Raw genomic sequence first — 25445 nt, forward strand, 5'->3', positions numbered from 1 at the left:
AAAGCCTCCCGCCTGCGAACCCCGCCAGCAGCGGTGCTGACGGAACGCCGGGAGGCGCCTCAGGACTGCAGCGGCAGCAACTCCAGCAGGCCGCTGACCTGGGCGATCTCGCGCATGTCGGCGGGCAGCGCGCTGATCGACAGCTCGCGCCCGGCCTTGCGCGCATCGCGAACGAACGCCAGCAGCAGCGCCAGACCGACGCTGCTGGATTTTTCCACGGCGCTGCAGTCGAGCGACAGGCGCCCCACGCTGCTGGCGGCGATCAGGCGCGCGCCCTGCTCGCGCAACTGCGGGCCGGTGCTGTAGTCCAGCACGCCAGCCAGATGCAGTTGCCCGGCACTCCGCTCGGTAAGGCTGGCCTGACTCACGACTCGCCCCGCGCCTGACGCGCACGGGCCACGGTATCAGCCCAGGTGTCGATGACCTTGTCCAGGTCGTTGCGATTGTTCTGCATCGACTGGGCGAACTGGTCACGGAACAGCTTGCCGACGTTGATGCCGTTGATCACCACGTTGCGCAGCTTCCAGGTGCCATCGATCGACACCATGGTGTAGGACAGCGGATAGACCGCACCCTTGCCATCGCGAATCTCCATGCCCACCGAGGTGCGCTCGCCTTCGGCGCGGCCGCTGGCCGGCAGTACGCGGATGTCCTGGTTGTTGTACTCGAGCAGGGCGTTGCCATAGAACTGCATCAGGCTGCGCTTGAAGTTCTCCTGGAAACGGCTCATCTGCTCGGGCGAGGCCTGGCGCGAATAGCGCACGGTCATCACGCCACGGGCGATGCCATCGACATCCACCACCGGGCCGAGAATCTCGTTGAGCGAGTCGTAGAAAGCATTGGGATTGCTGCGGTATTGCTCCTTGTTGGCCTTCAGATCGGCCAGCAGGGTATCGGTGGTCTGCTGCACCACCTCATGGGCGCTGGGCGCGGCAAAGGCCAGCAGCGGCACGGCAGCCAGAAGCGCCAGCAGGGAATTACGCACGGTCTTGAACATCTCGGGAGCCCTCATCAATTGGCTTCATCTTTATTGACCGAATTGAGCAGGAATTTGCCAATCAGGTCTTCCAGCACCAGCGAGGACTGCGTGTCGTGGATGGTGCTGCCGTCCTTGAGCACCTCCTCGTCACCACCGACGCTGATGCCGATGTATTTCTCGCCGAGCAGACCCGCGGTCAGGATCGAGGCGGTGGAATCCTCGGGCAGGTTATTGACGTTGCCATCGAGCTCCAGGGTCACCCGGCCCATGTAGCTGTCGCGATCCAGGTCGATGGCGGTGACCTTGCCGATGGTCACGCCGGCCATGGTCACCTTGGCACGTACGGTCAACCCGGCGATGTTGTCGAAGTAGGCGTAGACCTTGTAGGTATCGCCGGCACTGCCGACGCTCAGGCCGCTGACGCGCAGGGCCAACAGCAGCAGGGCCAGCACACCGGCCATGAGGAACAGGCCGACACCAATCTCCAGCGTGCGGTTTTGCATCAGAAGTCTCCAAACATCAAAGCGGTCAGAATGAAATCAAGGCCAAGTACGGCCAGCGAGGCATACACCACGGTGCGCGTGGTCGCGCGGCTGATGCCCTCGGAAGTGGGTTCGCAGTCATAGCCCTGGAACACGGCGATCCAGGTCACCACGAAGGCGAAGACGATGCTCTTGATCACGCCGTTGAGCACATCGTCATAAAAGGAAACACTGTTCTGCATGTTCGACCAGAACGAGCCCTCGTAGACGCCCAGCCAGTCCACCGCGACCATGGCCCCGCCCCAGATGCCGACAACGCTGAAGATCATCGCCAGCAGCGGCATGGAGATGAACCCGGCCCACAGCCGCGGGGCGATGATGTACTTGAGCGGATCGACGCCAATCATCTCCAGGCTGGACAGCTGCTCGGTGGACTTCATGTTGCCGATCTCGGCCGTCAGCGCCGAACCGGCGCGACCGGCGAACAGCAGCGCGGTGACTACCGGGCCGAGTTCGCGCAGCAGGGTCAGCGCGACCATCTGCCCGACCGCCTGCTCGGAGCCGTAGCTGACCAGGATGTTGTAACCCTGCAGGGCCAGCACCATGCCGATGAAGATGCCGGACACGACGATGATCGCCAGCGACATCACGCCGACCGCGAACAACTGCTTGATCAGCAGTTGCAGGGGTTTGCCGGCGCGGCTGCGGCCGAACAGCGCGCCTACCAGGAACAGCACCGAACGCCCCAGCGTCGCCACCACATCGATACCCGCACGACCGAACAGCCGCAGCCGTTCGAGCGGTGAAATTCTACGCATCAACCTCTCCCCAACAGATCTTCGCGATAGTCCGGCGCCGGAAAATGGAACGGCACCGGGCCGTCCGGAATGCCCTTCATGAACTGGCGAATACGCGGATTGTCCGACTCCATCAGCTCGGCCGGCGTGCCATGCCCCAGCACCTGGGCATCACCGACCACGTAGATGTAATCGGCGATGCTGGCGGTTTCCGCCAGATCGTGGGAAACCACCACGCTGGTGATCCCCAACGCATCGTTGAGCAGGCGAATCAGGCGCACCAGCACGCCCATGGCGATGGGGTCCTGACCGACGAACGGCTCGTCATACAGCAGAATCTGCGGATCGAGGGCAATCGCCCGCGCCAGCGCCACACGGCGCTTCATGCCGCCGGACAGCTCGTCCGGCATCAGCTCCACGGCCCCGCGCAAGCCAACGGCCTGCAGCTTCATCAGGACGATGTCGCGGATCATCTCCTCAGGGAGCTTGGTGTGCACACGCAACGGAAAGGCGACGTTCTCGAACACGTCGAGGTCGGTGAACAGCGCACCACTCTGGAACAGCACGCCCATCTGCTTGCGCATGTCGAACAGCTCATCACGCGACAGCTTCGGCAGGCTGACCCCGCCGATACGAACATCGCCGGCAGAAGGGCGCAGTTCGGCGGCGATCAGCCGCAACAAGGTGGTCTTGCCACAGCCGGAAGGCCCCATGATGCCGGTGACCTTGCCGCGCGGAATGCGGATGTCGACCTTGTCGAAGATCGACCGCGCGCCACGCTGAAAGCTGACGCCCTGCAACTCGATCGCGTACTGGTGCTCGGCGCTCATCTGAACTCCTTGAAAATCAGGCCTTCCTGGCAGACGCCACCTCCACGAGCGAGGACACGCGCCAGCCAGAGGGGGCCAAAATGGCGGCGAACTATAGCATTTGCCGAACATACCGCCCAATAGCGCCACCATGCAGCGTTCAGACTTGCGACAGCTTCGACAACGCGCAACACGCAGCAAAGGTGAGCGCGGAAAGCTTTTCCCGTTATAATCCCCGTCTTTTTCGCCCGACAGCTCAGCCAATGAACCAGACCCGCGACCTGATCGACTCCGCGCAGCGCACCATCCGCCTAGAACTTGAAGCGGTGCAGGAGCTTCTGCCCCGTATCAACGCCGATTTCATCAAGGCCTGCGAGCTGATCCTGAGTTGCAAGGGCCGTGTGGTGGTGGTCGGCATGGGCAAGTCCGGGCATATCGGCAACAAGATCGCCGCTACCCTGGCCAGTACCGGCACCACGGCGTTCTTCGTCCACCCGGCCGAAGCCAGCCATGGCGACATGGGCATGATCACCCGGGATGACATCGTCCTGGCCCTGTCCAACTCCGGCTCGACCGCCGAGATCGTCACCCTGCTGCCGCTGATCAAGCGCCTCGGCATCCGCCTGATCAGCATGACTGGCAACCCCGACTCGCCGCTGGCCAAGGCCGCCGAGGTCAACCTCGATGCGCGCGTGTCGCAGGAAGCCTGCCCGCTGAACCTGGCGCCGACCTCCTCGACCACCGCCAGCCTGGTGCTGGGCGATGCCCTGGCCATCGCCCTGCTGGAAGCGCGCGGCTTCACCGCCGAAGACTTCGCCTTCTCCCACCCCGGTGGCGCCCTCGGCCGCCGCCTGCTGCTCAAGGTGGAGAACGTGATGCACGCCGGCGACGCCCTGCCGCGGGTGAATCGCGGCACCAGCCTGCGCGATGCGCTGCTGGAAATGACCCAGAAGGGCCTGGGCATGACCGTGGTGCTGGAAGCCGACGGCCGCCTCGCCGGCATCTTCACCGACGGCGATCTGCGCCGCACCCTGGACAAGGGCATCGACGTGCGCCAGGCCTCGATCGACGAAGTCATGACCCCGCACGGCAAGACCGCCCGCGCCGAGATGCTCGCCGCCGAAGCCCTGAAGATCATGGAAGACCACAAGATCAACGCCCTGGTAGTCGTGGACGAGCAGGACCGGCCGGTCGGCGCGCTCAACATGCACGACCTGCTGCGCGCGGGGGTGATGTGATGAACGATCTGCTGCGACGCGCCCGAGCGGTGAAACTGGCGATCTTCGATGTCGACGGCGTGCTCACCGACGGTCGCCTGTACTTCCTCGAAGACGGCAGCGAGTTCAAGACCTTCAACACGCTCGACGGCCACGGCATCAAGATGCTGATCAACTCCGGCGTGCAAACCGCCATCATCAGCGGACGCAAGACCCCGGTGGTGGAGCGCCGCGCAAACAACCTCGGTATCCAGCACCTGTTCCAGGGCCGCGAGGACAAGCTGGTCGTGCTCGACGGTCTGCTCGCCGAACTCGGCCTAAGCTATGAGCAGGTCGCCTATCTGGGCGACGACCTGCCGGACCTTCCGGTGATTCGCCGGGTCGGACTGGGCATGGCCGTGGCCAGCGCCGACAGCTTCGTGCGCCAGCACGCCCATGGGGTGACCCAGGCGCGCGGCGGTGACGGCGCGGCGCGGGAATTCTGCGAACTGATCATGCGTGCCCAGGGCACACTGGATGCGGCCCAGGCCGCCTACCTGTAGAGAACAGCATGCCGCGTAAAATCCTCAACACCCTGATCTTCGGTCTGATCGCAGTCGTGGTGGCTGCTCTCGGCTACTGGAACCTCGCCCCGGACAGCGTCCGCGTAACCCAGCAGGGCGGCGACGACAATGTCATCGATTTCTACGTCGTCGGCGCGCGCACCGTGCAGTACCAGGACGACGGCAAGCTGCATTACCGCATGACCGCGGACAAGCTCGAACACGTCAAGAGCACCGATATCACCCTGATCGACATGCCCAGGCTGGACCTCTACCGCGGCACCGAACTGCCTTGGAAAGTGACCAGCCAGCGTGCCGAAGTCTCCCCTGGCGGCGTCGAGGTAGAACTGATCGACGATGTGCGCATCGCCCGCACCGATGCCAAGAACCGTCCAACCATCATCACCAGTAGCCGCATGACCGTTATTCCGGACAAGGAATATGCGCAGACCGAGCAAGCCGTTAGAATCGTCGCGGCCAACGGGGTGACCACGGCACAAGGAATGAAAGCGTACTTGAATGACGGCAGGATGATCCTGCAGTCCAACGTAAGAGGCCAGCATGAGGTTCGTTAATACCCTCCCCCTGATTCTCAGCCTCGGCGCCGCATTGGGAAGCGCGGCTGCCTGGGCACTGCCATCGGATCGCGACCAGCCGATCCGTATCCAGGCCGACAGTGCCGAGCTCGATGACAAGCAAGGCGTAGCCGTCTACCGTGGCGACGTGATCATCACCCAGGGCACCCTGAAGATCACCGGCGACACCGTGACCATCACGCAGACCGCCAGCGGCGACATCGACGTGTTCACCTCGGTGGGCAACCTGGCCTACTACGAGCAGAAGCCGGCCGTGGACAAGGAAGTGGTCAAGGCCTACGGCAGGACCATCCAGTACTTCGCCAGCAACGAGCGCATCGTACTGATCGACCAGGCCAAGGTGGTGCAGGAAGGCAATACCTTCGAAGGCGAGAAGATCGTCTACGACACCCGCCGCCAGATCGTCAACGCCGGGCGCGCCACGGGCGGCAACGTCAGCACGCCGCGCCCGCGCATCGACATGGTTATCCAACCGAAGAACAAACCCGCGGATCAGCAGCAGTAATGGCCATTCTCAAAGCCCAACACCTGGCGAAAAGCTACAAGAGCCGCCAGGTCGTGCGTGACGTCAGCCTGAGCATCGAAAGCGGCCAGATCGTCGGCCTGCTCGGCCCCAACGGTGCCGGCAAGACCACCTGCTTCTACATGATCGTCGGCCTGGTACGCGCCGATCAGGGTCGCGTGCTGATCGACGACCTCGACGTCAGCCATCAGCCCATGCATGGGCGTGCGCGCGCCGGTATCGGCTACCTGCCGCAGGAGGCCTCGATCTTCCGCAAGCTGTCGGTGGCCGACAACATCATGGCCATTCTCGAAACGCGCAAGGACCTGGACCGCGCCGGGCGCCAGGCGGAGCTGGAGAGCCTGCTGCAGGAATTCCACATCCACCACATTGCCGACAGCCTCGGCATGAGCCTGTCCGGCGGCGAACGCCGCCGCGTGGAAATTGCCCGCGCCCTGGCGACCAACCCCAAGTTCATCCTGCTCGACGAACCCTTCGCCGGTGTCGACCCGATTTCGGTGGGCGACATCAAGCAGATCATCCACCACCTCAAGACCAAGGGCATCGGCATCCTGATCACCGATCACAACGTGCGCGAAACCCTGGATATCTGCGAGACCGCCTACATCGTCAACGATGGCCAGCTGATCGCCGAGGGTGACGCCGAGGCCATCCTCGCCAACCAGACGGTGAAAGAGGTGTATCTGGGTCACGAATTCCGCCTGTAGGTCGCCGCGGTTTCGCTACAGAAATATTGCAACCCCTAGGCAAGAATGAGAAATTCAGGCATATAATTTGCTTCCTGGCGGCGCTTCGGCGCCCTGATGTGGAAGGCGTAACTCGCCAGTAAATTAAGGTCTGCAATGAAACCATCGCTAGTCCTCAAGATGGGCCAGCAGCTGACGATGACCCCGCAGCTGCAACAGGCTATCCGCCTCCTCCAACTCTCCACCCTGGACCTGCAACAGGAAATCCAGGAGGCGCTGGAATCCAACCCCATGCTCGAGCGCCAGGAAGATGGCGACGACTTCGACAACAGCGACCCGATGGCCGATGGCGCGGAAAGCGCCAGCCCTGCGCCGAGCAAGGAAGAGAGCTACCAGGAAACCACGCCGACGGTGGACAACCTGGAAGACGGTGAATGGGGCGAACGCATCCCCAACGAACTGCCGGTCGATACCGCCTGGGAAGACATCTACCAGACCAGCGCCAGCAGCCTGCCCAGCAACGATGACGACGAGTGGGACTTCACCACCCGCACCTCCAGCGGCGAGAGCCTGCAGAGCCACCTGCTCTGGCAACTGAACCTGGCGCCCATGTCGGACAAGGACCGGCTGATCGCCGCCACCCTGATCGACTGCATCAACAACGACGGCTACCTCGAGGAAACCCTCGAGGAAGTGACCGAGTCCTTCGATCCCGAACTGGACATCGAGCTGGACGAAGTGGAAGTGGTACTGCACCGCATCCAGCAGTTCGAACCAGCCGGAATCGGTGCCCGCGACCTGCGCGAATGCCTGCTGCTGCAACTGCGCCAGTTGCCGGCCAGCACGCCCTGGCTCGCTGAAACCCAGCGCGTGGTCAGCGACTACCTGGAGCTGCTCGGCAGCCGCGACTACGCCCAGCTGATGCGCCGCACCAAGCTCAAGGAAGACGAACTGCGCCAGGTCATCGACTTGATCCAGCGCCTGAATCCGCGCCCGGGCTCGCAGATCGAATCCAGCGAGCCGGAATACGTGGTACCGGACGTGATCGTGCGCAAGCACAACGACCGCTGGCTGGTGGAACTGAACCAGGAAGCCATGCCGCGCCTGCGGGTCAACCCGCAGTACGCCGGCTTCGTCAAACGTGCCGACTCCAGTGCCGACAACACCTTCATGCGCAACCAGCTGCAGGAGGCACGCTGGTTCATCAAGAGCCTGCAAAGCCGCAACGAGACGCTGATGAAGGTGGCCACGCAGATCGTCGAGCACCAGCGCGGCTTCCTCGATTACGGCGACGAGGCGATGAAACCCCTGGTGTTGCACGACATCGCCGAAGCGGTAGGCATGCACGAGTCGACCATTTCGCGGGTCACCACGCAGAAATTCATGCACACGCCACGCGGCATTTACGAGCTGAAGTACTTCTTCTCCAGCCACGTCAGCACCTCCGAGGGTGGCGAATGCTCGTCCACCGCGATCCGCGCAATCATCAAGAAACTGGTTGCCGCAGAAAACGCGAAAAAGCCGTTGAGTGACAGCAAGATCGCTGGTTTACTGGAGGCACAAGGCATCCAAGTCGCCCGTCGGACGGTCGCCAAGTATCGCGAGTCCCTCGGTATAGCGCCCTCCAGTGAGCGCAAGCGACTGATGTAGGCCAGATCGACTGAAGACCTCAGGTCTTCAGGCCAACGTGTTCCGGCGGCGGGTCGAACCAGACCCGTCTCTTACACAAGGCAACAAGGAGAAAGCGGTATGCAAGTCAACATCAGTGGACATCAGCTGGATGTGACCGACGCCCTGCGTGACTATATCGGCGAGAAACTGGGCCGACTGGAACGCCACTTCGACAAGATCACCAACGTTCAGGTGATCATGGAGGTCGAAAAACTCAAGCAGAAGATCGAAGCCACCCTGCATGTCGCCGGCGGCGAAGTCGTCGCCAATGCCGAACATCAGGACATGTACGCTGCCATCGACCTGTTGGCCGATAAACTCGACCGTCAACTCATCAAGCACAAGGAAAAGCAGCTCGAGCGCCTGCAAGGCGCCACGGCCCGCTGACATTCCCCATCCATGATCCGACTTGAAAACATCCTGACCCCCGGCCGTTCCCTGGTGAACGTGCCGGGCGGCAGCAAGAAACGCGTGCTCGAACAGATCGCCAACCTGGTGGCACGCGACCTGCCCGACCTGGACGCCCAGGATATCTTCGAAAGCCTCATCGCCCGCGAGAAGCTCGGTTCCACCGGCTTCGGCAACGGCATCGCCATTCCCCACTGCCGCCTGGCCGGCTGCAGTGCACCAATCAGCGCCGTATTGCACCTGGACACCGCGGTCGACTTCGACGCCATCGACGGTGCGCCGGTCGACCTGCTGTTCGTTCTGCTGGTGCCGGAAGCGGCAACCGACGCGCACCTCGAACTGCTGCGCCAGATCGCCAGCATGCTCGACCGCCAGGATGTACGTGAACGTCTACGCCAGGCCAACAGTGGCGAAGATCTCTATCAGGTCGTGGTGGACATTCAGAACGGTCAATGACATGCGCCTGATCATCGTCAGCGGTCGCTCGGGCTCGGGCAAGAGCACCGCCCTCGATGTACTTGAGGACAACGGCTTTTATTGCATCGACAACCTGCCGGCCGGCTTGCTGCCGGATCTGGCCGAGCGCTTCCTGCCGCACAGCGACATGCTGCTGCCGCAGGTGGCCGTATCCATCGATGCACGCAACCTGCTGAGCCAGCTCAAGCGCTTCCCCGAGCTGCTCGAGGAAGTGCGCAAGCGCAACATCCGCTGTGACGTGCTCTACCTCGACGCCGAAGACGAAACCCTGCTCAAGCGCTTTTCGGAAACCCGCAGACGCCATCCGCTGACCAACGAAAATCGATCGCTGGCCGAAGCCATTGCCTACGAAAGCCAGCTGCTGGCACCGATCACCGATCGCGCCGACCTGAGAATCGACACCACCCGCCTGAACCTCTACCAGCTGCGCGATACGCTCAAGCTGCGCCTGCTCGGTCAGACGCAGGCCGGCACCGCCTTTCTCGTCGAATCCTTCGGTTTCAAGCGCGGCATGCCGGTGGATGCCGATCTGGTATTCGATGCGCGCTGCCTGCCCAACCCCTACTGGAAGCCTGAACTGCGCGACCATTCCGGGCTTGAGCAACCGGTGATCGACTACCTGGCGGCGCAACCGGAAGTCGAGGAGATGTATCAGGATATCCTCGCCTATCTGGAAAAATGGCTGCCGCGCTTTGCCGCCAGCAACCGTGCCTACGTCACCATCGCCATCGGTTGCACCGGTGGTCACCACCGCTCGGTGTATCTGGCCAATCGCCTGAGCCAGGCACTCAAAGACTCGCTGAAGAACGTCCAGGTGCGTCACCGCGACCTCAGCTAAGGAGCCATGCCGCGATGCCAGCACGTGAAATCACCATCATCAACAAACTCGGCCTGCATGCCCGCGCCGCGGCGAAGTTCGTCGGTGTGGCGAGCAACTACCCCTGCCAGGTGCGCATCGGCCGCAGCGCCGAAAGCCTGGTGGACGGCAAGAGCATCATGGCGGTCATGATGCTGGCCGCCGGCAAGGGCACCAACGTTCATCTGCTGACCGAAGGCGAGCAGGACGAGGAAGCCATGGCCGCGCTGGTCGGCCTGATCGAAAACTACTTCGACGAAGGCGAATGAACCGCTCGACAAACCACAAGGCCGCCCGCGGGTGGCCTTGTGGTTTCTGCTGCCTTCAGCTGCCGGCGACGGTCATTTTCTCGATCAGCACCGAGCCGGTGCAGATATTGCCGCGCCGCTCAAGGTCGCGACCGACCGCAACGATCTGACGGAACATGTCGCGCAGATTGCCGGCGATGGTTACCTCCTGCACCGGGAACTGGATCTCGCCGTTCTCCACCCAGAAGCCCGCCGCACCACGGGAATAGTCGCCGGTGACCAGGTTCAGGCCCTGGCCCATCAGTTCGGTGACCAGCAGCCCGCGGCCCATGCGACGGATCAACGCCTGCTGATCCTCATCGCCATGGGTGACGAACAGGTTGTGCACGCCCCCGGAGTTGGCGGTACTCGGTAGCCTCAGCTTGCGCCCGGAATAGGTGCCGAGCACATAGGACACCAGCTCGCCCTTTTCCACGAACGGCTTGGCGTAGGTGGCCAGGCCATCGCCATCGAAGGCCGCACTGCCCAAGGCTCGCGGCAGATGCGGACGCTCGTCGAGGCTCAGCCACTCGGGAAACAGACGCTGCCCGAGCGCGCCTTCGAGAAAGGAGGAGTGGCGATACAGATTGCCGCCCGAAATGGCCGCCAGCAGGTGGCTGAACAGCCCGCCGGCGAGCTCGGCGGCGAACAGCACCGGCACCTCGCAGGTCGGCACCGGCCGCGCGCCAAGGCGGCTCACGGCGCGTTCGGCAGCGCGCCGGCCGATACCCGCGGCATCAGCCAACAGCTCGCCCTGGCGATTGACGTCATACCAGTAGTCGCGCTGCATCTGCCCCTCGCCTTCGGCGATCATCACGCAGCTCAGGCTGTGACGGGTGCTGGCATAACCACCCACGAAACCATGGCTGTTGCCATAAACGCGGCAACCCTGATGGGTGTTGAGACTGGTGCCGTCGGCATTCTTGATCCGCGCATCGGCGGCGAATGCTGCCGCCTCGCAGGCCAGCGCCTGCTCGACTGCCTGCTCCGGCGTGATCGCCCAGGGATGATAGAGATCCAGCTCGGGCAGCTCGCGCGCCATCAGCGCCGCATCGGCCAGGCCGGCACACGCGTCTTCGGATGCGTGCTTGGCAATCGCCAGGGCCGCCGCCACCGTCTCGCGAATGGCCCCGAGGCCGGTAGCCGAAGTGCTGGCAGAGCCCTTGCGCTGGCCCATATACAAGGTGATGCCGAAACCCTGATCGCGGTTGAACTCGACCGTCTCCACCTCGCCCTGGCGCACCGTGGTGGACAACCCCTGGCCGGCCGACACGGCCACCTCGCAGGCACTGGCGCCCTGGCGCCTGGCCTCGGCGAGGATCGCCTCGACCTGCTCCTGCAGCTCTGGCAAGGCCTGCGGCCCGATGCGTTCTACGTCACTCATAACCTCTCCTAAAAAAGCAGCTTCAAGCGACAAACCTCAACTACAAGTAAAGCCGAAGCCGCTCTTGGCTTACGGCCTGCAGCTTGAAGCCTGCCGCTGCTGTTATCATGCTGGCGTTTCCCTCTGGACCCACCCCATGTCTGATTCCTACGACGACTTCTCCCTGGAGAAGAGCAAATCCCAGGTCAAACGCGAACTGCATGCCCTGCAAGAGCTTGGCGAGCGGCTGACCTCACTCAAAGCGGATCTGCTGGCCAAGATGCCGCTGACCGATGCCTTGCGCCGTGCCCTCGCCGAAGCGCCGAAACATACCGCCAACGCCGCGCGCAAACGCCATATCCAGTTCATCGGCAAGCTGATGCGTGAACAGGATGTCGAGGCGATCGTCGCCATGCTCGATCAGGTGGACAGCTCCACCCGCGAATACAACGAGCGCTTCCATGCTCTGGAGCGCTGGCGCGACCGCCTGATCGGCGAAGGCGACAGCGCGCTGGAGAGCTTCGTCGAACTCTACCCCGATGCCGATGTCCAGCATCTGCGCGGGCTGGTTCGTCATGCCCAGCACGAAGCCGCGCGCAACAAGCCGCCGGCCGCCGCGCGCAAGGTGTTCAAGTACATCCGCGAGCTCGACGAAATCCAGCGCGGCTTGCGCTAGAGGCGGCTGCAGGCCGCAAGCCACAGGCCGCCGGTAAAAGCGGCTTGTCGCTTGCAGCGTGCCGCTGCTTCACGCGCCGGTGCCGCCGACGGTGATCGCGTCGATCTTCAGCGTCGGCTGGCCGACGCCAACCGGCACCGACTGACCGTCCTTGCCACAGGTGCCGACGCCGCTGTCCAGGGCCAGATCATTGCCGACCATGGACACCCGGCTCATGGCCTCCGGGCCGTTACCGATCAGGGTGGCGCCCTTGACCGGCGCCGTGATCCTGCCGTCCTCGATCAGGTAGGCCTCGCTGGTGGAGAAGACGAACTTGCCACTGGTGATGTCCACCTGGCCGCCACCGAGATTGGCGCAGTAGATGCCCTTCTTCACCGAACGGATGATTTCCTCGGGATCGCTCTCGCCCGCGAGCATATAGGTGTTGGTCATGCGCGGCATCGGCAGGTGCGCGTAGGACTCACGGCGACCGTTGCCGGTGGCGGCCACACCCATCAGGCGCGCGTTGAGCTTGTCCTGCATGTAGCCCTTGAGCACGCCGTTCTCGATCAGCGTGGTGCACTGGGTCGGCGTGCCTTCGTCGTCGACGCTGAGCGAGCCGCGACGCCCGGCCAGGGTGCCGTCATCGACGATGGTGCACAGGCTCGATGCAACCTTCTCGCCCACCTTGCCACTGTAGGCCGAGCTGCCCTTGCGGTTGAAATCCCCTTCCAGGCCGTGACCGACCGCCTCGTGCAGCAGCACGCCGGACCAGCCAGCGCCCATCACCACCGGCATGCTGCCGGCAGGCGCGGCGATGGCCTCGAGGTTGACCAGTGCCTGGCGCAGCGCCTCGCGGGCGTGGCCCATGGCGCGGTCCTCATCGAGAAAGTAGCGGTAGTCGGTACGTCCGCCGCCACCATGACCACCGCGCTCGCGGCGGCCGTTCTGCTCGACGATGACGCTGACGTTGAAACGTACCAGCGGGCGGATATCGGCGCTGAGGCTGCCGTCATGGGCGGCGACCAGGATGCGGTCCCAGACCCCGGCCAGGCTGACCGTGACCTGCTTGATGCGCGGATCGAGCGCACGCGTGGCGCGGTCGATACGCTGCAGCAGCTCGACCTTCTCGGCGCGGCTGATCACGTCCAGCGGGTTGTCTTCGGCATACAGCTGAGTCACCTGCGGGCTGACGAAAGCCTGCACGCGGCCCTGCTGGCCGGCACGCGAGATGGAACGCGCCGCCTGTGCAGCCTGGGTCAGCGCGTCGAGGCTGATCGCGTTGCTGTAGGCGAAGCCGGTCTTTTCACCGGACTGGGCGCGCACGCCGACGCCCTGATCGAGGTTGAAACTGCCCTCCTTGACGATGCCATCCTCCAGCACCCAGGTTTCCGACACCTGGCTCTGGAAATAGAGGTCGGCGGCATCGATACCGGGTCCCGCGACCTGGCCAAGCACGGCACCGAGGCTGTCGAATGTCAGATTGCCGGGGGCAAGCAGATGCTCGCTGACGGATTGCAACATCGTATTCATGGTCACTCCACAACGATCGGACGCGGCACGTCCGACAAGATAAAACGGCGGTGCTGCTGCACCGGCATGCGTTGGCGGATGGCCGCCTGCTCGGCGGCATCGCGCGACGCCAGCAATGCGGCCTCCCCTTGATCCTGCTCGGCCAGCACGCTGCCCCAGGGGTCGATGATGGCCGAATGGCCGAAAGTCATGCGCTGCCCGGGGTGCTCGCCGCCCTGCCCGGCTGCCAGCACGTAGCACTGGGTTTCGATGGCACGCGCCCGCGTCAGCACCTGCCAGTGCGCCGCACCGGTCACCGCGGTGAACGCTGCCGGCACGCTGATCAGCTCGGCGCCGGCTTGACGCAGCGCACCGAACAGTTCGGGAAAGCGCAGGTCGTAGCACACCGTCAGGCCCAGACGCCCCACCGGCGTATCGGCCACCACCACACGCTGGCCATGGACGAAATCGTCGGACTCGCGGTAACGGCCACGGTTGTCGGCCACGTCGACGTCGAACAGGTGCAGCTTGTCATAGCGAGCAGCGCGCTCGCCCTGATCGTCGATCAGCAGCGAGCAGGCATGCGGCTTGACCTCGGCATCGTCGTCCGGCGGCAGCGGCAGGGTGCCGGCCACTATCCATAAACTGAGGTCGCGCGCAGCGCGTTTCAACCAGGGCAGGATGGGCCCTTCGCCCACGGCCTCGGCGCGGCCGATGGCCGCCAGGTCGCGGCGCCCCATGGCGGCGAAGTTTTCCGGCAGCACGGCCAGGCGTGCACCGCCCTGCGCGGCACGCTCCAGCATGCGGCGCGCCAGGCGCAGGTTGGTTTGCACGTCGTCCTGACTGACCATCTGGATGACAGCGAGATTCATGGCGGCACTCATGGTTCGTCGAGATGACAGCCTACGCCAAGACGCGCCGTCATTGCGGTTTTTCGAACGGCTTGTCGAAACTGATTTCAGGGTCCTGCAGCGGCCCCTTGACGTCGTACTGCACGCTGGCGAAACGGGCGACCTTGTCGCCGAGCAGCTTGTCCGCCACGAACAGGGCACCACCGATCGCCGGCGCACCGACGATCAGCGCCGCCAGCGGCAGGTTGTTGGTCACCGGCAAGGTCACCAGCAGCTTGGCCTCGATCTGCTCGTTCTTCATGTCGAGGTTGCCATCGAGCTCCAGGTTGCTCGACGGTCCGGTCAGGGTGATCGGTTCGCGGGTAACGAACAGGCCATCAGTGGCCTGCAGGTTGCCCTTGACCCGGTCATAGCCCAACCCCTTGCCCAGCAGGTCGGAGAAGTCCAGACGCAGACGGCGGCCGATGGAGTTGAAATTGAGCAGGCCGAACACGCGCAGCGCCTGGGCCGAGCCCTGCACCTCGACGAACTGGCCCTTGCGCAGCGAAGGCTCGAGCGTGCCCGAGAAGCGCTTGAGCGAAAGCCAGGCCGGCGAACCGGGCCAGTTGCCATCAACGTCGACACGGAAGCTCTCGCTGGTGACGCTGGGGGCGAAATCCCAGGCCTTCAGGACCGCGCTCAGATCCTTGCCCTGCAGACGCCCCTTGTACCAGCTCCGGGTGTTGCCCGGGGCACCTCGCCAGCCGGCGCTGCCATCGATCTTCAGCCCCTGCAGGTCGAGATCGAGTTCCTCGAAACGCACGCCCTGCTCTTGCGGGCGCACCTTGAGCGACCAGGCGCCCAGCACCTTGTCGCCGCGCTGCACACGCTGGATGCTGATGTCCAGCGGCGGAATCTGGCTGGGATCGAAATCGGCCAGGGGATCGGGCGCATCGCTGTCCTTCGCGGCCTCGGGGTCCGGCGCCGGCAGTCTGACATGCTGCAGGTCGACGCGAATCGGCACGCCCTCGACATCGGCCAGTACCACCCGTCCGGCCGCCAGCTCGCTGTCGAGCTGCACGGCCCAGCCGCGGCCCTCACGCTCCAGGGCGACGCTCAGTTGCTCGACCTCCTGACCGAAACCGCGGACCCGACCGATATCCAGGCGCGCGCCGCGGAACAGACGCTGGCTGTCGGCGTCCACCTGGACCGGATGGTTGCTGCCGAGCTGCTTCCAGGCATCCACATCCAGCTCGTCCAGACGCCCCCGTACCCGCAGCCCCTGGCCAGGCGGCAAACCTGCCGCACCGCCGCCGACCACCAGCTCACCGCGGCCCTCGGCCAGCGCACCGGCAGGCGCAGCCAGGTTCAGACTGGCCAGCTCGCCATAGTCGGCCCAGTAACGCCGCTCGCGCCCGGACAGGGTCATGCGCCAGCTGGCCTCGCGCTCCTGCTCGGCCGGCTTGCCGAACGGCGCGGGTAGATCGACCGCGACGCCGCGCAGGTTGGAATCGACGCGCAGCTTGCTGTCATCGCCATCGAGGGTCAGGCGCAGGCGATAGGGCAGCAGCCCGCTGACCGGTAACTTCTGCGGCCCACCCAACCACTGACTGAGGGTATCGACCTGTACCTGGCCGCGCAGGTCGAACAGCGTACGCGCCTGTCCGCGTGCGCCCTCGGCGCTGATCCGGCCGCTGACCTGGCGGCCGAACACCTCGGCACGCACTTCCGGCGCGCTCAGGCCGGCGTTGCTGTCGAAACGGAATGCGCCCTTCACCTTGTCCAATTGCAGAGCCGGACTGGCCAGCTTGAGGCTGGCGCCCTCGGTGGCAAAATCCACCACCACGCCAGGCTTGGTGCCCTTCTGCAAGGGGATATCCAGTTGCAGGCGCCCCGCCAGCGGGCCTTCACCCTGCCAGCCGGCGAATATTTCCGAGGTTCCCAGCGGCGCTTCCTGCAACAGCTTGATGGCATCGCTCAGGCTGCTCTGCACCTCGCCATCGAGCTGCAGGCGCGGTGGCTTGCCGTCGTGCAGCAAGGGGATATTGGCCGTAACGTCGCTGACCTGGCTCTCCAGCAGGCGCCCGCTCTGCAGGCGCACGCGCACCGCATCGTCCTCGATCAGCACCTCGCCCACGCCCTCTTGCAGCGAAGGCCAGCCGGGCTGGAAGGCCAGCTCGGCCTCCCGAACCTTGAAGAACAGGCTGAGGCTGCGTGCACCCAGTGCAGCACCCTTGTTCAGCGAGCCCTGGTACTGGAAGTAGCCTTGTTCGACCTGACCGGCGCGGATCGCCGTCTTCAGCCACTTGCCCAGCTCGGCGCTCATGCCCGGCGAGCGGGTTGGCAGGTATTTCTCGGTGTAGGCCGCGTCGCCGTCGTGCAGGCCGACGCGCAGGTCCATGTAATCCTCGGCCTCGGGATCGCGCAGCAGGCGGATCAGCATGTCGCCGGCGATCTGCCCCTCTTCGCCGTCGAGACGCATGTAGGGGCTGCGCAGGGTCAGGCCGCTTTCGCTCCAGTCCCAGCTCAGCCGTGCCTGGGCATGACGATAGCGCCAGGGCTGGGGAAACAGCTGATCCAGGTGCAGGGCGAAGTCCTCGGTATTCAGGCGCAGCTCACCCTGAAACAGGTTACCCGACGCGCTGCCGCTGACATTCTCGGCTGCCGGCGCGCCGTGATAGGCCCGAATCCCCACCTTCTGCAGATTGGCGGCGAACTGCAGACGCTCGGCGCCCTCGCGCTGCGGGTAGTAATCGAGCAGCAGGTTGTTCACCGCGCCGACCGGGGCCAGCGCCACCAGCGCCTCGCGAGCAGCCTCAGGCATCGGCGCCAGCGCCTGGACCAGCGGCGCCCAGGCGGCAAGATCGAGACGATCGGCCGTCAGCGCCCAGCGCTCGCCTGCCTCAGCCACATCCTTGCGCTGCAGGTTCAGGTGCAGCTCGCCAATGCGCTGCTCGCCATGGGTCAGGGCCAGCGAGTCGATCTGCGCCCGCATGCCCTGCTCGTCCTGGGCGAAGAAGGCATTGAAGGCCAGATCCTTCAGTGTCACCGTCTCATGCCCGGCCTGAGCGCCCACCAGTTCGGGGGCATGCAGCCGCAAGGCGCCCTTGTGCAGGGCCAGGCCACGGCCCTGCAGCCAGAGCTCGCCTCCGGCCTGCAGCTGCCGCAACTGCCAGTCGCCGAGCAGCGAGTGCGGCAGCCAGGCTGCCCAGTCGCTCTGCGGCAGGCTCAGGTAGAGCTGCGACTCGGTCTCGCGCCAGCGCTCAGGCCGCATGCGCGTGCGCAGACTCAGCGCCACCGGCTGACCATCGGGCAGCAGCAGACGACCATCGAGGCGCTGGCTGTTGCTGCCGTAACGCAGGCTCAGATTGACGTAGCTGAGCAGCAGTGGCTCCTGATCCAGCGGCTGCAGCACCACACGGCTGTCCAGCAGGCTGACGCGATGCACGACCTGCAGCTGTTTCAGTAGTTGTTCGACATCCAGCTCGGGACCCTGGCGCCGCGGTATCCCTTGCAGCTGCCAGCCGCCTTCGGCGCTCTGCTGCACGTTCAGTTGCAGACCATCGAATTGCAGATGAGCGATGCGCAGCTGGCGCGCCAGCAGACTGGCACCGACGTCCGGCACCAGTTGTACGCTTTCCAGGCTCAAGCCCTCATCTTCGCCCCCCAGATACAGGTCACGCGCCACCAGCACCGGGGCAAAACCCTGCCAACGACCTTCGAGGCTGCCGATACGTACCGTCACGCCCAACTGCGCGGAAGCGCGCTGTTCCAGTTCCACACGGTATTCCGCCACCAGCGGCACCAGCTCGCGGCCCAGGCTGACGTACAGCGCGGCCAGCACCAGCACGGCGGCGCACAGGCCCAGGCCCCAGCGCAGCAGTGCCGAAAACAGGCGCGCCACGGTGCTCATCTCAGCGCCACCGGAGCTCAGAGCAGCACCACATCGTACTGTTCCTGGGAATACATGGTTTCCACCTGGAACTTGATGGTACGACCGATAAAGGCTTCCAGATCGGCGACGTTGCCCGACTCTTCATCGAGCAGGCGATCGACCACCTTCTGGTTGGCCAGCACGCGGTAGCTTTCCGCCTGGTAGGCGCGCGCCTCGCGCAGAATCTCGCGGAAGATTTCGTAGCAGATGGTTTCCGGCGTCTTCAGCTTACCGCGCCCCTGGCAGGCACTGCAGGGCTCGCAGAGAATCTGCTCGAGGCTTTCGCGGGTGCGTTTGCGGGTCATCTGCACCAGGCCGAGTTCGGTGATGCCGATGATGTTGGTCTTGGCATGGTCACGCTCGAGCTGCTTCTCCAGGGTACGCAGCACCTGGCGCTGATGCTCTTCGTCTTCCATGTCGATGAAGTCGATGATGATGATGCCGCCCAGGTTGCGCAGGCGCAGCTGGCGGGCAATGGCGGTGGCCGCTTCCAGATTGGTCTTGAAGATGGTTTCTTCCAGTGTGCGATGGCCGACGAAAGCGCCGGTATTGACGTCGATGGTGCTCATCGCCTCGGCGGGATCGACCACCAGATAACCGCCGGACTTCAGCGGCACCTTGCGCTCCAGCGCGCGCTGGATTTCGTCCTCGACGCCGTACAGGTCGAAGATCGGTCGTTCGCCCGGATAGTGCTCCAGACGGTCGGCGATCTCCGGCATCAGCTCGGCGACGAACTGGGTGATCTTCTGGAAGGTTTCCCGCGAGTCCACGCGAATCTTCTCGGTCCGCGGGCTGACCAGGTCGCGCAGGGTGCGCAGCGCCAGGGACAGGTCTTCGTAGATCACCACCGGCGCCTTGGCATTCTGGATCTGCGCGCCGATCTGATCCCACAGGCGACGCAGGTAGCGGATGTCGATGAGGATCTCGTCGGCGCCAGCGCCCTCGGCGGCAGTGCGCAGGATGAAGCCACCGGCCTCCTCGATGCCTTCGGCGGCGACGCAATCGGCGACCACCTGCTTGAGCCGCTCGCGCTCGGCTTCGTCCTCGATCTTCAGCGAGATGCCGACGTGGCTGGTACGTGGCATGTACACCAGATAACGCGAGGGGATCGACAACTGCGTGGTCAGGCGCGCGCCCTTGCTGCCGATGGGGTCCTTGGTGACCTGCACCACCAGGCTCTGGCCTTCGTGCACAAGGGCGCTGATAGATTCGACCGCCGCCCCTTCACGGGTGGAGATTTCAGAAGCATGGATGAACGCCGCGCGTTCCAGACCGATATCGACGAAGGCCGCCTGCATGCCGGGCAGCACCCGCACCACCTTGCCCTTGTAGATGTTGCCGACGATGCCGCGCTTCTGCGTGCGCTCGACGTGCACTTCCTGCAGCACGCCGTTCTCCACCACCGCCACGCGCGATTCCATCGGCGTGATATTGATCAGAATCTCTTCGCTCATGCATCCATCCTGGTGATCATGCCGGCCGGGCCGCAACGCCGCCCCGCGGACTCAAGCTTTCGGACAGCTCATCCAGCAACGGCGTTGCCATCGTCTGGTTTCAGCAGATGTCCTGGTGCCGGCAACTGCCAGCAGGCAATACCGAATTCGCCCAGCAGCTCGGCAGTTTCGCACAGCGGCAGGCCCACCACCGCCGAATAGCTGCCCTGCAACTGGCTGACGAACACCGCCGCCAGCCCCTGGATACCATAACTGCCGGCCTTGTCACATGGCTCGCCACTGGCCCAGTAAGCCTCGATTTCCGCCTCGCTGATCGGGCGAAAGCTCACCTCGCTGCTGACCACGCGCGCCGACTCGCGCCCGGCACTGGCCAGGGCAACGGCAGTCAGCACCTGGTGGCTGCGCCCCGACAGGGCCTGCAGCATGGCACGCGACTCATGGAGATCCGCCGGCTTGCCCAGAATGCGCCCATCGAGCACCACCGCGGTATCGGCGCCCAGCACCACGGCATCGGCACGTTCGCCCAGCGCCTGCAGACCGGCACGCGCCTTCTCCCGCGCCAGGCGCTCTACATAGGCCGGCGCCGGCTCGTCTGGCAACGGATTTTCATCTATCGAGGCGATTAGCGTGACGCAGGGCACAGCGATCTGGGCCAGCAATTCACGGCGACGGGGCGAGGCGGAGGCCAGAAACAGCTCGGCCATGCGGGTATCTCCCTTGGCGAACCGCGGCCAGCCGGGCAAGGCCGCGTTCAGTTGACGTTGAGGCGCAGGTGCAGACCACGCAGGATGGCGCAGATCCAGGGCCACAGCAGGGCGCTGACCAGCGCCGGCAGGACGAAGGCCAGGGTCGGCGGACGGCTACCGGTCAGGGCATTGAGCCACAGCTGCACCAGCTGGGCGAGGCCGAATACCACCATCAGCACCATGCTCTGCTGCCACATGGGGAACATGCGCAGGCGCTGGTGCAGGCTCAGCACCAGAAAGGTGATCAGCGTCAGGATCAGCGCGTTCTGCCCGAGCAGCGTGCCGAACAGCACGTCCTGCGCCAGGCCGAGTATCCAGGCGGTGGTCAGGCCGATGCGATGCGGCAGGGCCAGCACCCAGTAGGTGAGAATCAGGGCGGCCCACAGGGGGCGGCCAATCTGCATGAACTCGGGCAGCGGCGAAACGCTGAGCAGCAGGGCGAGCGCCAGGCTGAGCCAGATCACCCAGCCGTTACGGGGCTGTACGCCAACCATCAGTTGCTCTCCTGTGCGGGGGCGTCCGGCGCCGGAGCGGGCGCCTGCTCGCCTTGCGCACGCGCCTGTTCGGCTTCGCGATCGGCGGCTTCCTGGGCCTCGGCCGAATCGTTGGCACGCTGCTCGGGGGTGCGCCGGTCGGAGAACACCAGCAGCAGGTAGCGGCTGCGATTGAGCGCGGCGGTGGGCACGGCACGCACGATGGCGAAGGGCTGACCGGAGTCGTGGATCACTTCCTTGACCGTGGCCACCGGGTAGCCGGCCGGGAAACGCTGGCCCATGCCGGAGCTGACCAGCAGATCGCCTTCCTTGATGTCGGCGGTATCGGCCACATGGCGCAGCTCCAGGCGCTCGGGGTTGCCGGTGCCCACGGCGATGGCGCGCAGGCCGTTGCGGTTGACCTGCACCGGAATGCTGTGGGTATTGTCGGTGAGCAGCAGCACGCGCGAGGTGTAGGGCATGATCTCCACCACCTGGCCCATCAGACCGCGGGCGTCGAGCACCGGCTGGCCGAGGAACACGCCGTCCTTCTCGCCCTTGTCGATCAGGATGCGGTGGGTGTAGGGGTTGGGATCGACGCCGATCAGCTCGCTGACCAGTACCTCCTCGTCCACCAGTGCGGCCGAGTTGAGCAGCTCGCGCAGGCGCACGTTCTGCTCGGTGAGCGCGGCCAGCTTCTGCAGACGGCGCTGCAGCAGCAGGGCCTCGGCCTTGAGCTTCTCGTTCTCGGCCATCAGCTCGCTGCGCGAGGAAATCTGCTGGGTGGCACCATCCCAGGCGCGTACCGGCAGGTCGGCCAACCAGTAGAAGGGTGTCAGCACCAGGCCCATCTGGCTGCGCAGCGGCTTGAGCGCCTCGAAACGCGCATCGACCACCATCAGCACCGCCGAGAGCACGGCGAATACCAGCAGGCGGATGCCCAGCGAGGGACCTTTGGCGAAGAGCGGCTTAATGACCTGCTCCTTGTGCGCCACATGGGCGAAAAGCGCGCGATTTCATGCGAAGGGCAAAACCGGTCAGGCGAAGGTTGGGCCGAGTGTACTGCAATGCTCGAATGTGCGCGTGCCGCCCGGAGGCGGCACGACAGCGAGCCACTAGCGGAACCCTTACTCGGTGGAGAGCAGGTCCATGGCGTGGCGATCCATCATTTCCAGGGCCTTGCCGCCGCCACGGGCAACGCAGGTCAGCGGGTCTTCGGCGACGATCACCGGCAGGCCGGTTTCCTGGGAGAGCAGCTTGTCCAGGTCACGCAGCAACGCGCCACCACCGGTCAGCACCAGGCCGCGCTCGGCGATGTCCGAGGCCAGCTCGGGCGGCGATTGCTCCAGAGCGCTCTTGACCGCCTGGACGATGGTCGCCAGGGATTCCTGCAGCGCTTCGAGCACTTCGTTGGAGTTCAGGGTGAAGCTGCGCGGTACGCCTTCGGCCAGGTTGCGGCCGCGCACGTCGACTTCGCGGATCTCGCCGCCCGGGTAGGCGGTGCCGATTTCCTGCTTGATGCGCTCGGCGGTGCCTTCACCGATCAGCGAGCCGTAGTTGCGGCGCACGTAGGTGATGATGGCTTCGTCGAAACGGTCGCCGCCGACGCGGACGGATTCGGCGTAAACCACACCGTTCAGGGAAATCAGCGCGATCTCGGTGGTACCGCCGCCGATGTCGACGACCATCGAACCGCGCGCCTCTTCAACCGGCAGGCCGGCACCGATGGCAGCGGCCATCGGCTCTTCGATCAGGAACACTTCACGGGCACCGGCGCCGAGGGCCGATTCGCGAATGGCGCGGCGCTCGACCTGGGTCGATTTGCACGGCACGCAGATCAGCACGCGCGGCGACGGCTGCAGGAAGCTGTTCTCGTGAACCTTGTTGATGAAGTACTGCAGCATCTTTTCGCAGACGCTGAAGTCGGCGATCACGCCGTCCTTCATCGGGCGAATCGCGGAAATGTTGCCGGGGGTACGGCCGAGCATGCGCTTGGCCTCGGTGCCGACGGCCACGACACTCTTCTGGTTGCCGTGGGTTCGGATGGCGACCACGGACGGCTCGTTCAGGACGATGCCGCGTTCGCGCACATAAATAAGGGTATTGGCAGTGCCCAGGTCGATCGACAGATCGCTGGAAAACATGCCACGCAGTTTCTTGAACATTAGGAAGGGACCCTAGGCAACGCGTGGGTGAAGGCCAGGCGCGGAAAACGCGCAGGTAAAAAGTGCGGCAAACTCTAACAACGGCAGGGATTTTGAGCAAGGCGGCAGTATGGTAGATTGCCTGTTTTTCCGGGCCTTGTAGCTGCACATCGCGGCCTTCGACCGCCGGCTCGCGACATCCGTTCCCTGCATGCCCTCTCTGTCACACTTCCACTGGAGAACCCCCGATGGCGCTTGAACGCTCCGAGGTGGAAAAAATCGCCCACCTGGCCCGCCTGGGTCTGAATGACGGCGATATTCCGCAAACCACCGAGACCCTGAACAACATCCTCGGCCTGATCGATCAGATGCAGGCCGTCGATACCCAGGGCATCGAACCCCTGGCCCACCCGCTGGAAGCGACCCAGCGCCTGCGTGCCGACGTGGTCAGCGAGAGCAACCAGCGCGACGCCTACCAGGCCATCGCTCCGGCCGTGGAAAGCGGCCTGTACCTCGTGCCGAAAGTCATCGAATAAAGGAAAGGGCTCGACATGCATCAACTGACCCTGGCCGAGATCGCCCGCGGCCTCGCCGACAAGCAATTCTCCGCTGAAGAACTGAGCCGTAGCCTGCTGGCGCGTATCAACCAGCTCGACCCGCAGCTCAACAGCTTCATCACCGTCACCGAAGACCTCGCTCTGGAGCAGGCCAAGGCCGCTGACGCCCGCCGCGCCGCTGGCGAAACCGGCGCCCTGCTCGGCGCGCCGATCGCGCACAAGGACCTGTTCTGCACCAACGGCGTGCTGACCTCCTGCGGCTCGAAGATCCTCACCGGCTTCAAGGCGCCCTATGACGCCACCGTGGTGGAGAAACTCAAGGCCGCCGGCACCGTGACTCTCGGCAAACTGAACATGGACGAGTTCGCCATGGGTTCGGCCAACGAATCCAGCCACTACGGCGCGGTCAAGAACCCCTGGGACACCAGCCGCGTACCTGGCGGCTCCTCCGGTGGTTCCGCTGCTGCAGTCGCGGCGCGCCTGATTCCGGCCGCCACCGGCACCGACACCGGCGGTTCGATCCGTCAGCCGGCGGCGCTGACCAACCTTACCGGCATCAAGCCCACCTACGGCCGCGTCTCGCGCTGGGGCATGATCGCCTACGCCTCCAGCCTCGACCAGGGCGGCCCGCTGGCCCGCACCGCAGAGGACTGCGCCCTGCTGCTCGGTGCCATGGCCGGCTTCGATGCCAAGGATTCGACCAGCGTCGATCAGCCGGTGGATGATTACCTGGCGGCGCTGGCCCAGCCGCTGGCCGGCCTGCGCATCGGCCTGCCCAAGGAATACTTCGGCGCCGGCCTCGACGCGCGCATCGGCGAGAAAGTCATGGCCGTGGTCGAGGAGCTGAAAAAGCTCGGCGCCACCGTCAAGGACATCAGCCTGCCGAACATGCAGCACGCGATTCCTGCCTACTACGTGATCGCCCCGGCAGAAGCCAGCTCCAACCTGTCGCGCTTCGATGGCGTGCGCTTCGGCTATCGCTGCGAGAACCCGGTCAATCTCGAAGACCTGTACAAGCGTTCGCGCGGCGAAGGCTTCGGCGCGGAAGTCAAACGGCGTATCATGGTCGGCACCTACGCGCTGTCGGCCGGCTACTACGATGCCTACTACATCAAGGCGCAGCAGATCCGCCGACTGATCAAGAACGACTTCGTCGCTGCGTTCAACGATGTCGACGTGATCCTCGGCCCGACCACGCCGAACCTGGCCTGGAAGATCGGCGAGAAAGGCGGCGACCCGGTGTCCGCCTACCTGGAGGACATCTACACCATCACCGCCAACCTGGCCGGCATCCCCGGCCTGTCGATGCCGGCCGGCTTCGTCGATGGGCTGCCGGTGGGCGTGCAGTTGCTCGGCAACTACTTCCAGGAGGGTCGTCTGCTGAATGTCGCGCACCAGTACCAACAGGTCAGCGACTGGCACAAACAAGCACCGACTGGTTTCTGAG

General features: G+C 64.7%; 27 protein-coding genes. 13 read left to right on the forward strand and 14 right to left on the reverse strand.

The genetic code is table 11. From position 1 onward, the window contains the following. Nucleotides 1–59: 59 nt before the first annotated feature. From BLS61_RS03350 to BLS61_RS03370, 5 genes are read right to left on the reverse strand one after another with little or no spacing between them, the layout of a single operon-like run. Nucleotides 60–368: an STAS domain-containing protein gene (locus BLS61_RS03350; RefSeq protein ID WP_090427314.1), complete on the reverse strand. Its 309-nt coding sequence runs from the start codon at nucleotides 366–368 to the stop codon at nucleotides 60–62. Further along, a complete protein-coding gene (locus BLS61_RS03355; protein WP_090427315.1) occupies nucleotides 365–997 on the reverse strand; it encodes an MlaC/ttg2D family ABC transporter substrate-binding protein in 633 nt (210 codons plus the stop codon). Before BLS61_RS03355 ends, BLS61_RS03350 begins: the two co-directional genes overlap by 4 nt. Before the next feature lie 14 nt (nucleotides 998–1011). After that, the gene (gene mlaD, locus BLS61_RS03360; protein WP_090427318.1) at nucleotides 1012–1482 is read right to left on the reverse strand and encodes an outer membrane lipid asymmetry maintenance protein MlaD; all 471 of its coding nucleotides are present in this window, start codon (nucleotides 1480–1482) and stop codon (nucleotides 1012–1014) included. Continuing rightward, on the reverse strand, nucleotides 1482–2279 hold the full coding sequence (mlaE, locus tag BLS61_RS03365) for a lipid asymmetry maintenance ABC transporter permease subunit MlaE (protein WP_090427320.1): 798 nt from the start codon (nucleotides 2277–2279) through the stop codon (nucleotides 1482–1484). The genes mlaD and mlaE overlap by 1 nt, the downstream gene beginning before the upstream one ends. Then, complete coding sequence (locus BLS61_RS03370) at nucleotides 2279–3088, reverse strand: ATP-binding cassette domain-containing protein (RefSeq protein WP_090427323.1); 810 nt, start codon at nucleotides 3086–3088, stop codon at nucleotides 2279–2281. Before BLS61_RS03370 ends, mlaE begins: the two co-directional genes overlap by 1 nt. Nucleotides 3089–3330: 242 nt before the next feature. Between BLS61_RS03370 and BLS61_RS03375 the strand changes: the two genes are divergently transcribed. The 10 genes from BLS61_RS03375 to BLS61_RS03420 all read left to right on the forward strand — a co-directional run bounded on the left by BLS61_RS03375 (nucleotide 3331) and on the right by BLS61_RS03420 (nucleotide 10312). Further along, entirely contained in the window at nucleotides 3331–4305 is a 975-nt protein-coding gene (locus BLS61_RS03375) for a KpsF/GutQ family sugar-phosphate isomerase (RefSeq protein WP_090427326.1), read from the forward strand. Further along, on the forward strand, nucleotides 4305–4826 hold the full coding sequence (locus BLS61_RS03380; protein ID WP_090427329.1) for a KdsC family phosphatase: 522 nt from the start codon (nucleotides 4305–4307) through the stop codon (nucleotides 4824–4826). The genes BLS61_RS03375 and BLS61_RS03380 overlap by 1 nt, the downstream gene beginning before the upstream one ends. 8 nt (nucleotides 4827–4834) lie before the next feature. Continuing rightward, complete coding sequence (gene lptC / locus BLS61_RS03385; RefSeq protein WP_090427333.1) at nucleotides 4835–5401, forward strand: LPS export ABC transporter periplasmic protein LptC; 567 nt, start codon at nucleotides 4835–4837, stop codon at nucleotides 5399–5401. Continuing rightward, the gene (gene lptA / locus BLS61_RS03390; protein WP_090427336.1) at nucleotides 5388–5927 is read left to right on the forward strand and encodes a lipopolysaccharide transport periplasmic protein LptA; all 540 of its coding nucleotides are present in this window, start codon (nucleotides 5388–5390) and stop codon (nucleotides 5925–5927) included. Before lptC ends, lptA begins: the two co-directional genes overlap by 14 nt. Continuing rightward, nucleotides 5927–6652, forward strand: coding sequence for an LPS export ABC transporter ATP-binding protein (lptB, locus tag BLS61_RS03395; protein ID WP_090427339.1), 726 nt, complete (start codon nucleotides 5927–5929; stop codon nucleotides 6650–6652). The genes lptA and lptB overlap by 1 nt, the downstream gene beginning before the upstream one ends. A gap of 135 nt (nucleotides 6653–6787) precedes the next feature. Then, nucleotides 6788–8281, forward strand: a complete 1494-nt coding sequence (locus tag BLS61_RS03400; RefSeq protein WP_090427342.1) for an RNA polymerase factor sigma-54 — start codon at nucleotides 6788–6790, stop codon at nucleotides 8279–8281. Nucleotides 8282–8380: 99 nt separating this feature from the next. Beyond that, a complete protein-coding gene (hpf, locus tag BLS61_RS03405; protein ID WP_090427345.1) occupies nucleotides 8381–8689 on the forward strand; it encodes a ribosome hibernation-promoting factor, HPF/YfiA family in 309 nt (102 codons plus the stop codon). Nucleotides 8690–8701: 12 nt separating this feature from the next. Then, entirely contained in the window at nucleotides 8702–9166 is a 465-nt protein-coding gene (gene ptsN, locus BLS61_RS03410; protein ID WP_090427348.1) for a PTS IIA-like nitrogen regulatory protein PtsN, read from the forward strand. 1 nt (nucleotide 9167) lies between these two features. Further along, nucleotides 9168–10025, forward strand: a complete 858-nt coding sequence (gene rapZ, locus BLS61_RS03415) for an RNase adapter RapZ (protein ID WP_090427351.1) — start codon at nucleotides 9168–9170, stop codon at nucleotides 10023–10025. 14 nt (nucleotides 10026–10039) lie between these two features. Further along, nucleotides 10040–10312 (forward strand): HPr family phosphocarrier protein, encoded by a 273-nt coding sequence (locus BLS61_RS03420; RefSeq protein WP_090427354.1) that lies wholly within the window; start codon nucleotides 10040–10042, stop codon nucleotides 10310–10312. A 55-nt stretch (nucleotides 10313–10367) separates the two neighbouring features. Here the strand turns inward: BLS61_RS03420 and pmbA are convergent, their stop codons facing one another. After that, complete coding sequence (pmbA, locus tag BLS61_RS03425; protein WP_090427356.1) at nucleotides 10368–11714, reverse strand: metalloprotease PmbA; 1347 nt, start codon at nucleotides 11712–11714, stop codon at nucleotides 10368–10370. Nucleotides 11715–11850: 136 nt separating this feature from the next. Between pmbA and yjgA the strand changes: the two genes are divergently transcribed. Further along, nucleotides 11851–12369, forward strand: a complete 519-nt coding sequence (yjgA, locus tag BLS61_RS03430) for a ribosome biogenesis factor YjgA (protein ID WP_090427358.1) — start codon at nucleotides 11851–11853, stop codon at nucleotides 12367–12369. Between the two features lie 69 nt (nucleotides 12370–12438). Here the strand turns inward: yjgA and tldD are convergent, their stop codons facing one another. The 8 genes from tldD to mreB form a co-directional block, all read right to left on the reverse strand. Continuing rightward, nucleotides 12439–13881, reverse strand: a complete 1443-nt coding sequence (tldD, locus tag BLS61_RS03435; protein ID WP_090427360.1) for a metalloprotease TldD — start codon at nucleotides 13879–13881, stop codon at nucleotides 12439–12441. A gap of 2 nt (nucleotides 13882–13883) precedes the next feature. After that, nucleotides 13884–14732, reverse strand: a complete 849-nt coding sequence (locus tag BLS61_RS03440; protein WP_090427362.1) for a carbon-nitrogen hydrolase family protein — start codon at nucleotides 14730–14732, stop codon at nucleotides 13884–13886. Nucleotides 14733–14781: 49 nt separating this feature from the next. Then, nucleotides 14782–18603 (reverse strand): YhdP family protein, encoded by a 3822-nt coding sequence (locus tag BLS61_RS03445; protein WP_090427364.1) that lies wholly within the window; start codon nucleotides 18601–18603, stop codon nucleotides 14782–14784. Nucleotides 18604–18620: 17 nt separating this feature from the next. Continuing rightward, nucleotides 18621–20078, reverse strand: coding sequence for a ribonuclease G (gene rng / locus BLS61_RS03450; protein ID WP_090427366.1), 1458 nt, complete (start codon nucleotides 20076–20078; stop codon nucleotides 18621–18623). Nucleotides 20079–20146: 68 nt separating this feature from the next. After that, complete coding sequence (locus tag BLS61_RS03455) at nucleotides 20147–20782, reverse strand: Maf family protein (RefSeq protein ID WP_090427368.1); 636 nt, start codon at nucleotides 20780–20782, stop codon at nucleotides 20147–20149. 47 nt (nucleotides 20783–20829) lie between these two features. Then, complete coding sequence (mreD, locus tag BLS61_RS03460) at nucleotides 20830–21318, reverse strand: rod shape-determining protein MreD (RefSeq protein WP_090427370.1); 489 nt, start codon at nucleotides 21316–21318, stop codon at nucleotides 20830–20832. Then, nucleotides 21318–22292, reverse strand: coding sequence for a rod shape-determining protein MreC (gene mreC / locus BLS61_RS03465; RefSeq protein ID WP_090427372.1), 975 nt, complete (start codon nucleotides 22290–22292; stop codon nucleotides 21318–21320). The genes mreD and mreC overlap by 1 nt, the downstream gene beginning before the upstream one ends. Nucleotides 22293–22424: 132 nt before the next feature. Continuing rightward, a complete protein-coding gene (gene mreB, locus BLS61_RS03470; RefSeq protein WP_013714086.1) occupies nucleotides 22425–23462 on the reverse strand; it encodes a rod shape-determining protein MreB in 1038 nt (345 codons plus the stop codon). Between the two features lie 227 nt (nucleotides 23463–23689). On the opposite strand from mreB, the gene gatC reads away from it, so the two are divergent. Together gatC and gatA are read left to right on the forward strand one after the other, a co-directional pair. After that, nucleotides 23690–23977: an Asp-tRNA(Asn)/Glu-tRNA(Gln) amidotransferase subunit GatC gene (gatC, locus tag BLS61_RS03475; RefSeq protein ID WP_090427374.1), complete on the forward strand. Its 288-nt coding sequence runs from the start codon at nucleotides 23690–23692 to the stop codon at nucleotides 23975–23977. Between the two features lie 15 nt (nucleotides 23978–23992). After that, nucleotides 23993–25444 carry an Asp-tRNA(Asn)/Glu-tRNA(Gln) amidotransferase subunit GatA gene (gatA, locus tag BLS61_RS03480; protein ID WP_090427377.1) on the forward strand — a complete coding sequence of 484 codons (1452 nt, stop codon included), beginning with the start codon at nucleotides 23993–23995 and terminating at the stop codon, nucleotides 25442–25444. Nucleotide 25445 lies beyond the last annotated feature (1 nt).

The organism is Ectopseudomonas guguanensis (assembly GCF_900104265.1).
GTDB classification, from domain to species: Bacteria; Pseudomonadota; Gammaproteobacteria; order Pseudomonadales; family Pseudomonadaceae; genus Aquipseudomonas; species Aquipseudomonas guguanensis.

Bases quoted from the DNA above. Each gene is read 5' to 3' on its own strand.
- BLS61_RS03455 (WP_090427368.1), bottom strand. From the start codon at position 20,782: ATGGCCGAGCTGTTTCTGGCCTCCGCCTCGCCCCGTCGCCGTGAATTG.
- hpf (WP_090427345.1), top strand. From the start codon at position 8,381: ATGCAAGTCAACATCAGTGGACATCAGCTGGATGTGACCGACGCCCTG.
- pmbA (WP_090427356.1), bottom strand. From the start codon at position 11,714: ATGAGTGACGTAGAACGCATCGGGCCGCAGGCCTTGCCAGAGCTGCAG.
- BLS61_RS03375 (WP_090427326.1), top strand. From the start codon at position 3,331: ATGAACCAGACCCGCGACCTGATCGACTCCGCGCAGCGCACCATCCGC.
- gatC (WP_090427374.1), top strand. From the start codon at position 23,690: ATGGCGCTTGAACGCTCCGAGGTGGAAAAAATCGCCCACCTGGCCCGC.
- BLS61_RS03380 (WP_090427329.1), top strand. From the start codon at position 4,305: ATGAACGATCTGCTGCGACGCGCCCGAGCGGTGAAACTGGCGATCTTC.
- tldD (WP_090427360.1), bottom strand. From the start codon at position 13,881: ATGAATACGATGTTGCAATCCGTCAGCGAGCATCTGCTTGCCCCCGGC.
- mreB (WP_013714086.1), bottom strand. From the start codon at position 23,462: ATGTTCAAGAAACTGCGTGGCATGTTTTCCAGCGATCTGTCGATCGAC.
- BLS61_RS03400 (WP_090427342.1), top strand. From the start codon at position 6,788: ATGAAACCATCGCTAGTCCTCAAGATGGGCCAGCAGCTGACGATGACC.
- BLS61_RS03370 (WP_090427323.1), bottom strand. From the start codon at position 3,088: ATGAGCGCCGAGCACCAGTACGCGATCGAGTTGCAGGGCGTCAGCTTT.
- lptB (WP_090427339.1), top strand. From the start codon at position 5,927: ATGGCCATTCTCAAAGCCCAACACCTGGCGAAAAGCTACAAGAGCCGC.
- rng (WP_090427366.1), bottom strand. From the start codon at position 20,078: ATGAGCGAAGAGATTCTGATCAATATCACGCCGATGGAATCGCGCGTG.
- lptA (WP_090427336.1), top strand. From the start codon at position 5,388: ATGAGGTTCGTTAATACCCTCCCCCTGATTCTCAGCCTCGGCGCCGCA.
- mlaD (WP_090427318.1), bottom strand. From the start codon at position 1,482: ATGCAAAACCGCACGCTGGAGATTGGTGTCGGCCTGTTCCTCATGGCC.
- BLS61_RS03445 (WP_090427364.1), bottom strand. From the start codon at position 18,603: ATGAGCACCGTGGCGCGCCTGTTTTCGGCACTGCTGCGCTGGGGCCTG.
- BLS61_RS03440 (WP_090427362.1), bottom strand. From the start codon at position 14,732: ATGAATCTCGCTGTCATCCAGATGGTCAGTCAGGACGACGTGCAAACC.
- yjgA (WP_090427358.1), top strand. From the start codon at position 11,851: ATGTCTGATTCCTACGACGACTTCTCCCTGGAGAAGAGCAAATCCCAG.
- BLS61_RS03355 (WP_090427315.1), bottom strand. From the start codon at position 997: ATGTTCAAGACCGTGCGTAATTCCCTGCTGGCGCTTCTGGCTGCCGTG.
- rapZ (WP_090427351.1), top strand. From the start codon at position 9,168: ATGCGCCTGATCATCGTCAGCGGTCGCTCGGGCTCGGGCAAGAGCACC.
- BLS61_RS03420 (WP_090427354.1), top strand. From the start codon at position 10,040: ATGCCAGCACGTGAAATCACCATCATCAACAAACTCGGCCTGCATGCC.
- lptC (WP_090427333.1), top strand. From the start codon at position 4,835: ATGCCGCGTAAAATCCTCAACACCCTGATCTTCGGTCTGATCGCAGTC.
- gatA (WP_090427377.1), top strand. From the start codon at position 23,993: ATGCATCAACTGACCCTGGCCGAGATCGCCCGCGGCCTCGCCGACAAG.
- mlaE (WP_090427320.1), bottom strand. From the start codon at position 2,279: ATGCGTAGAATTTCACCGCTCGAACGGCTGCGGCTGTTCGGTCGTGCG.
- mreD (WP_090427370.1), bottom strand. From the start codon at position 21,318: ATGGTTGGCGTACAGCCCCGTAACGGCTGGGTGATCTGGCTCAGCCTG.
- ptsN (WP_090427348.1), top strand. From the start codon at position 8,702: ATGATCCGACTTGAAAACATCCTGACCCCCGGCCGTTCCCTGGTGAAC.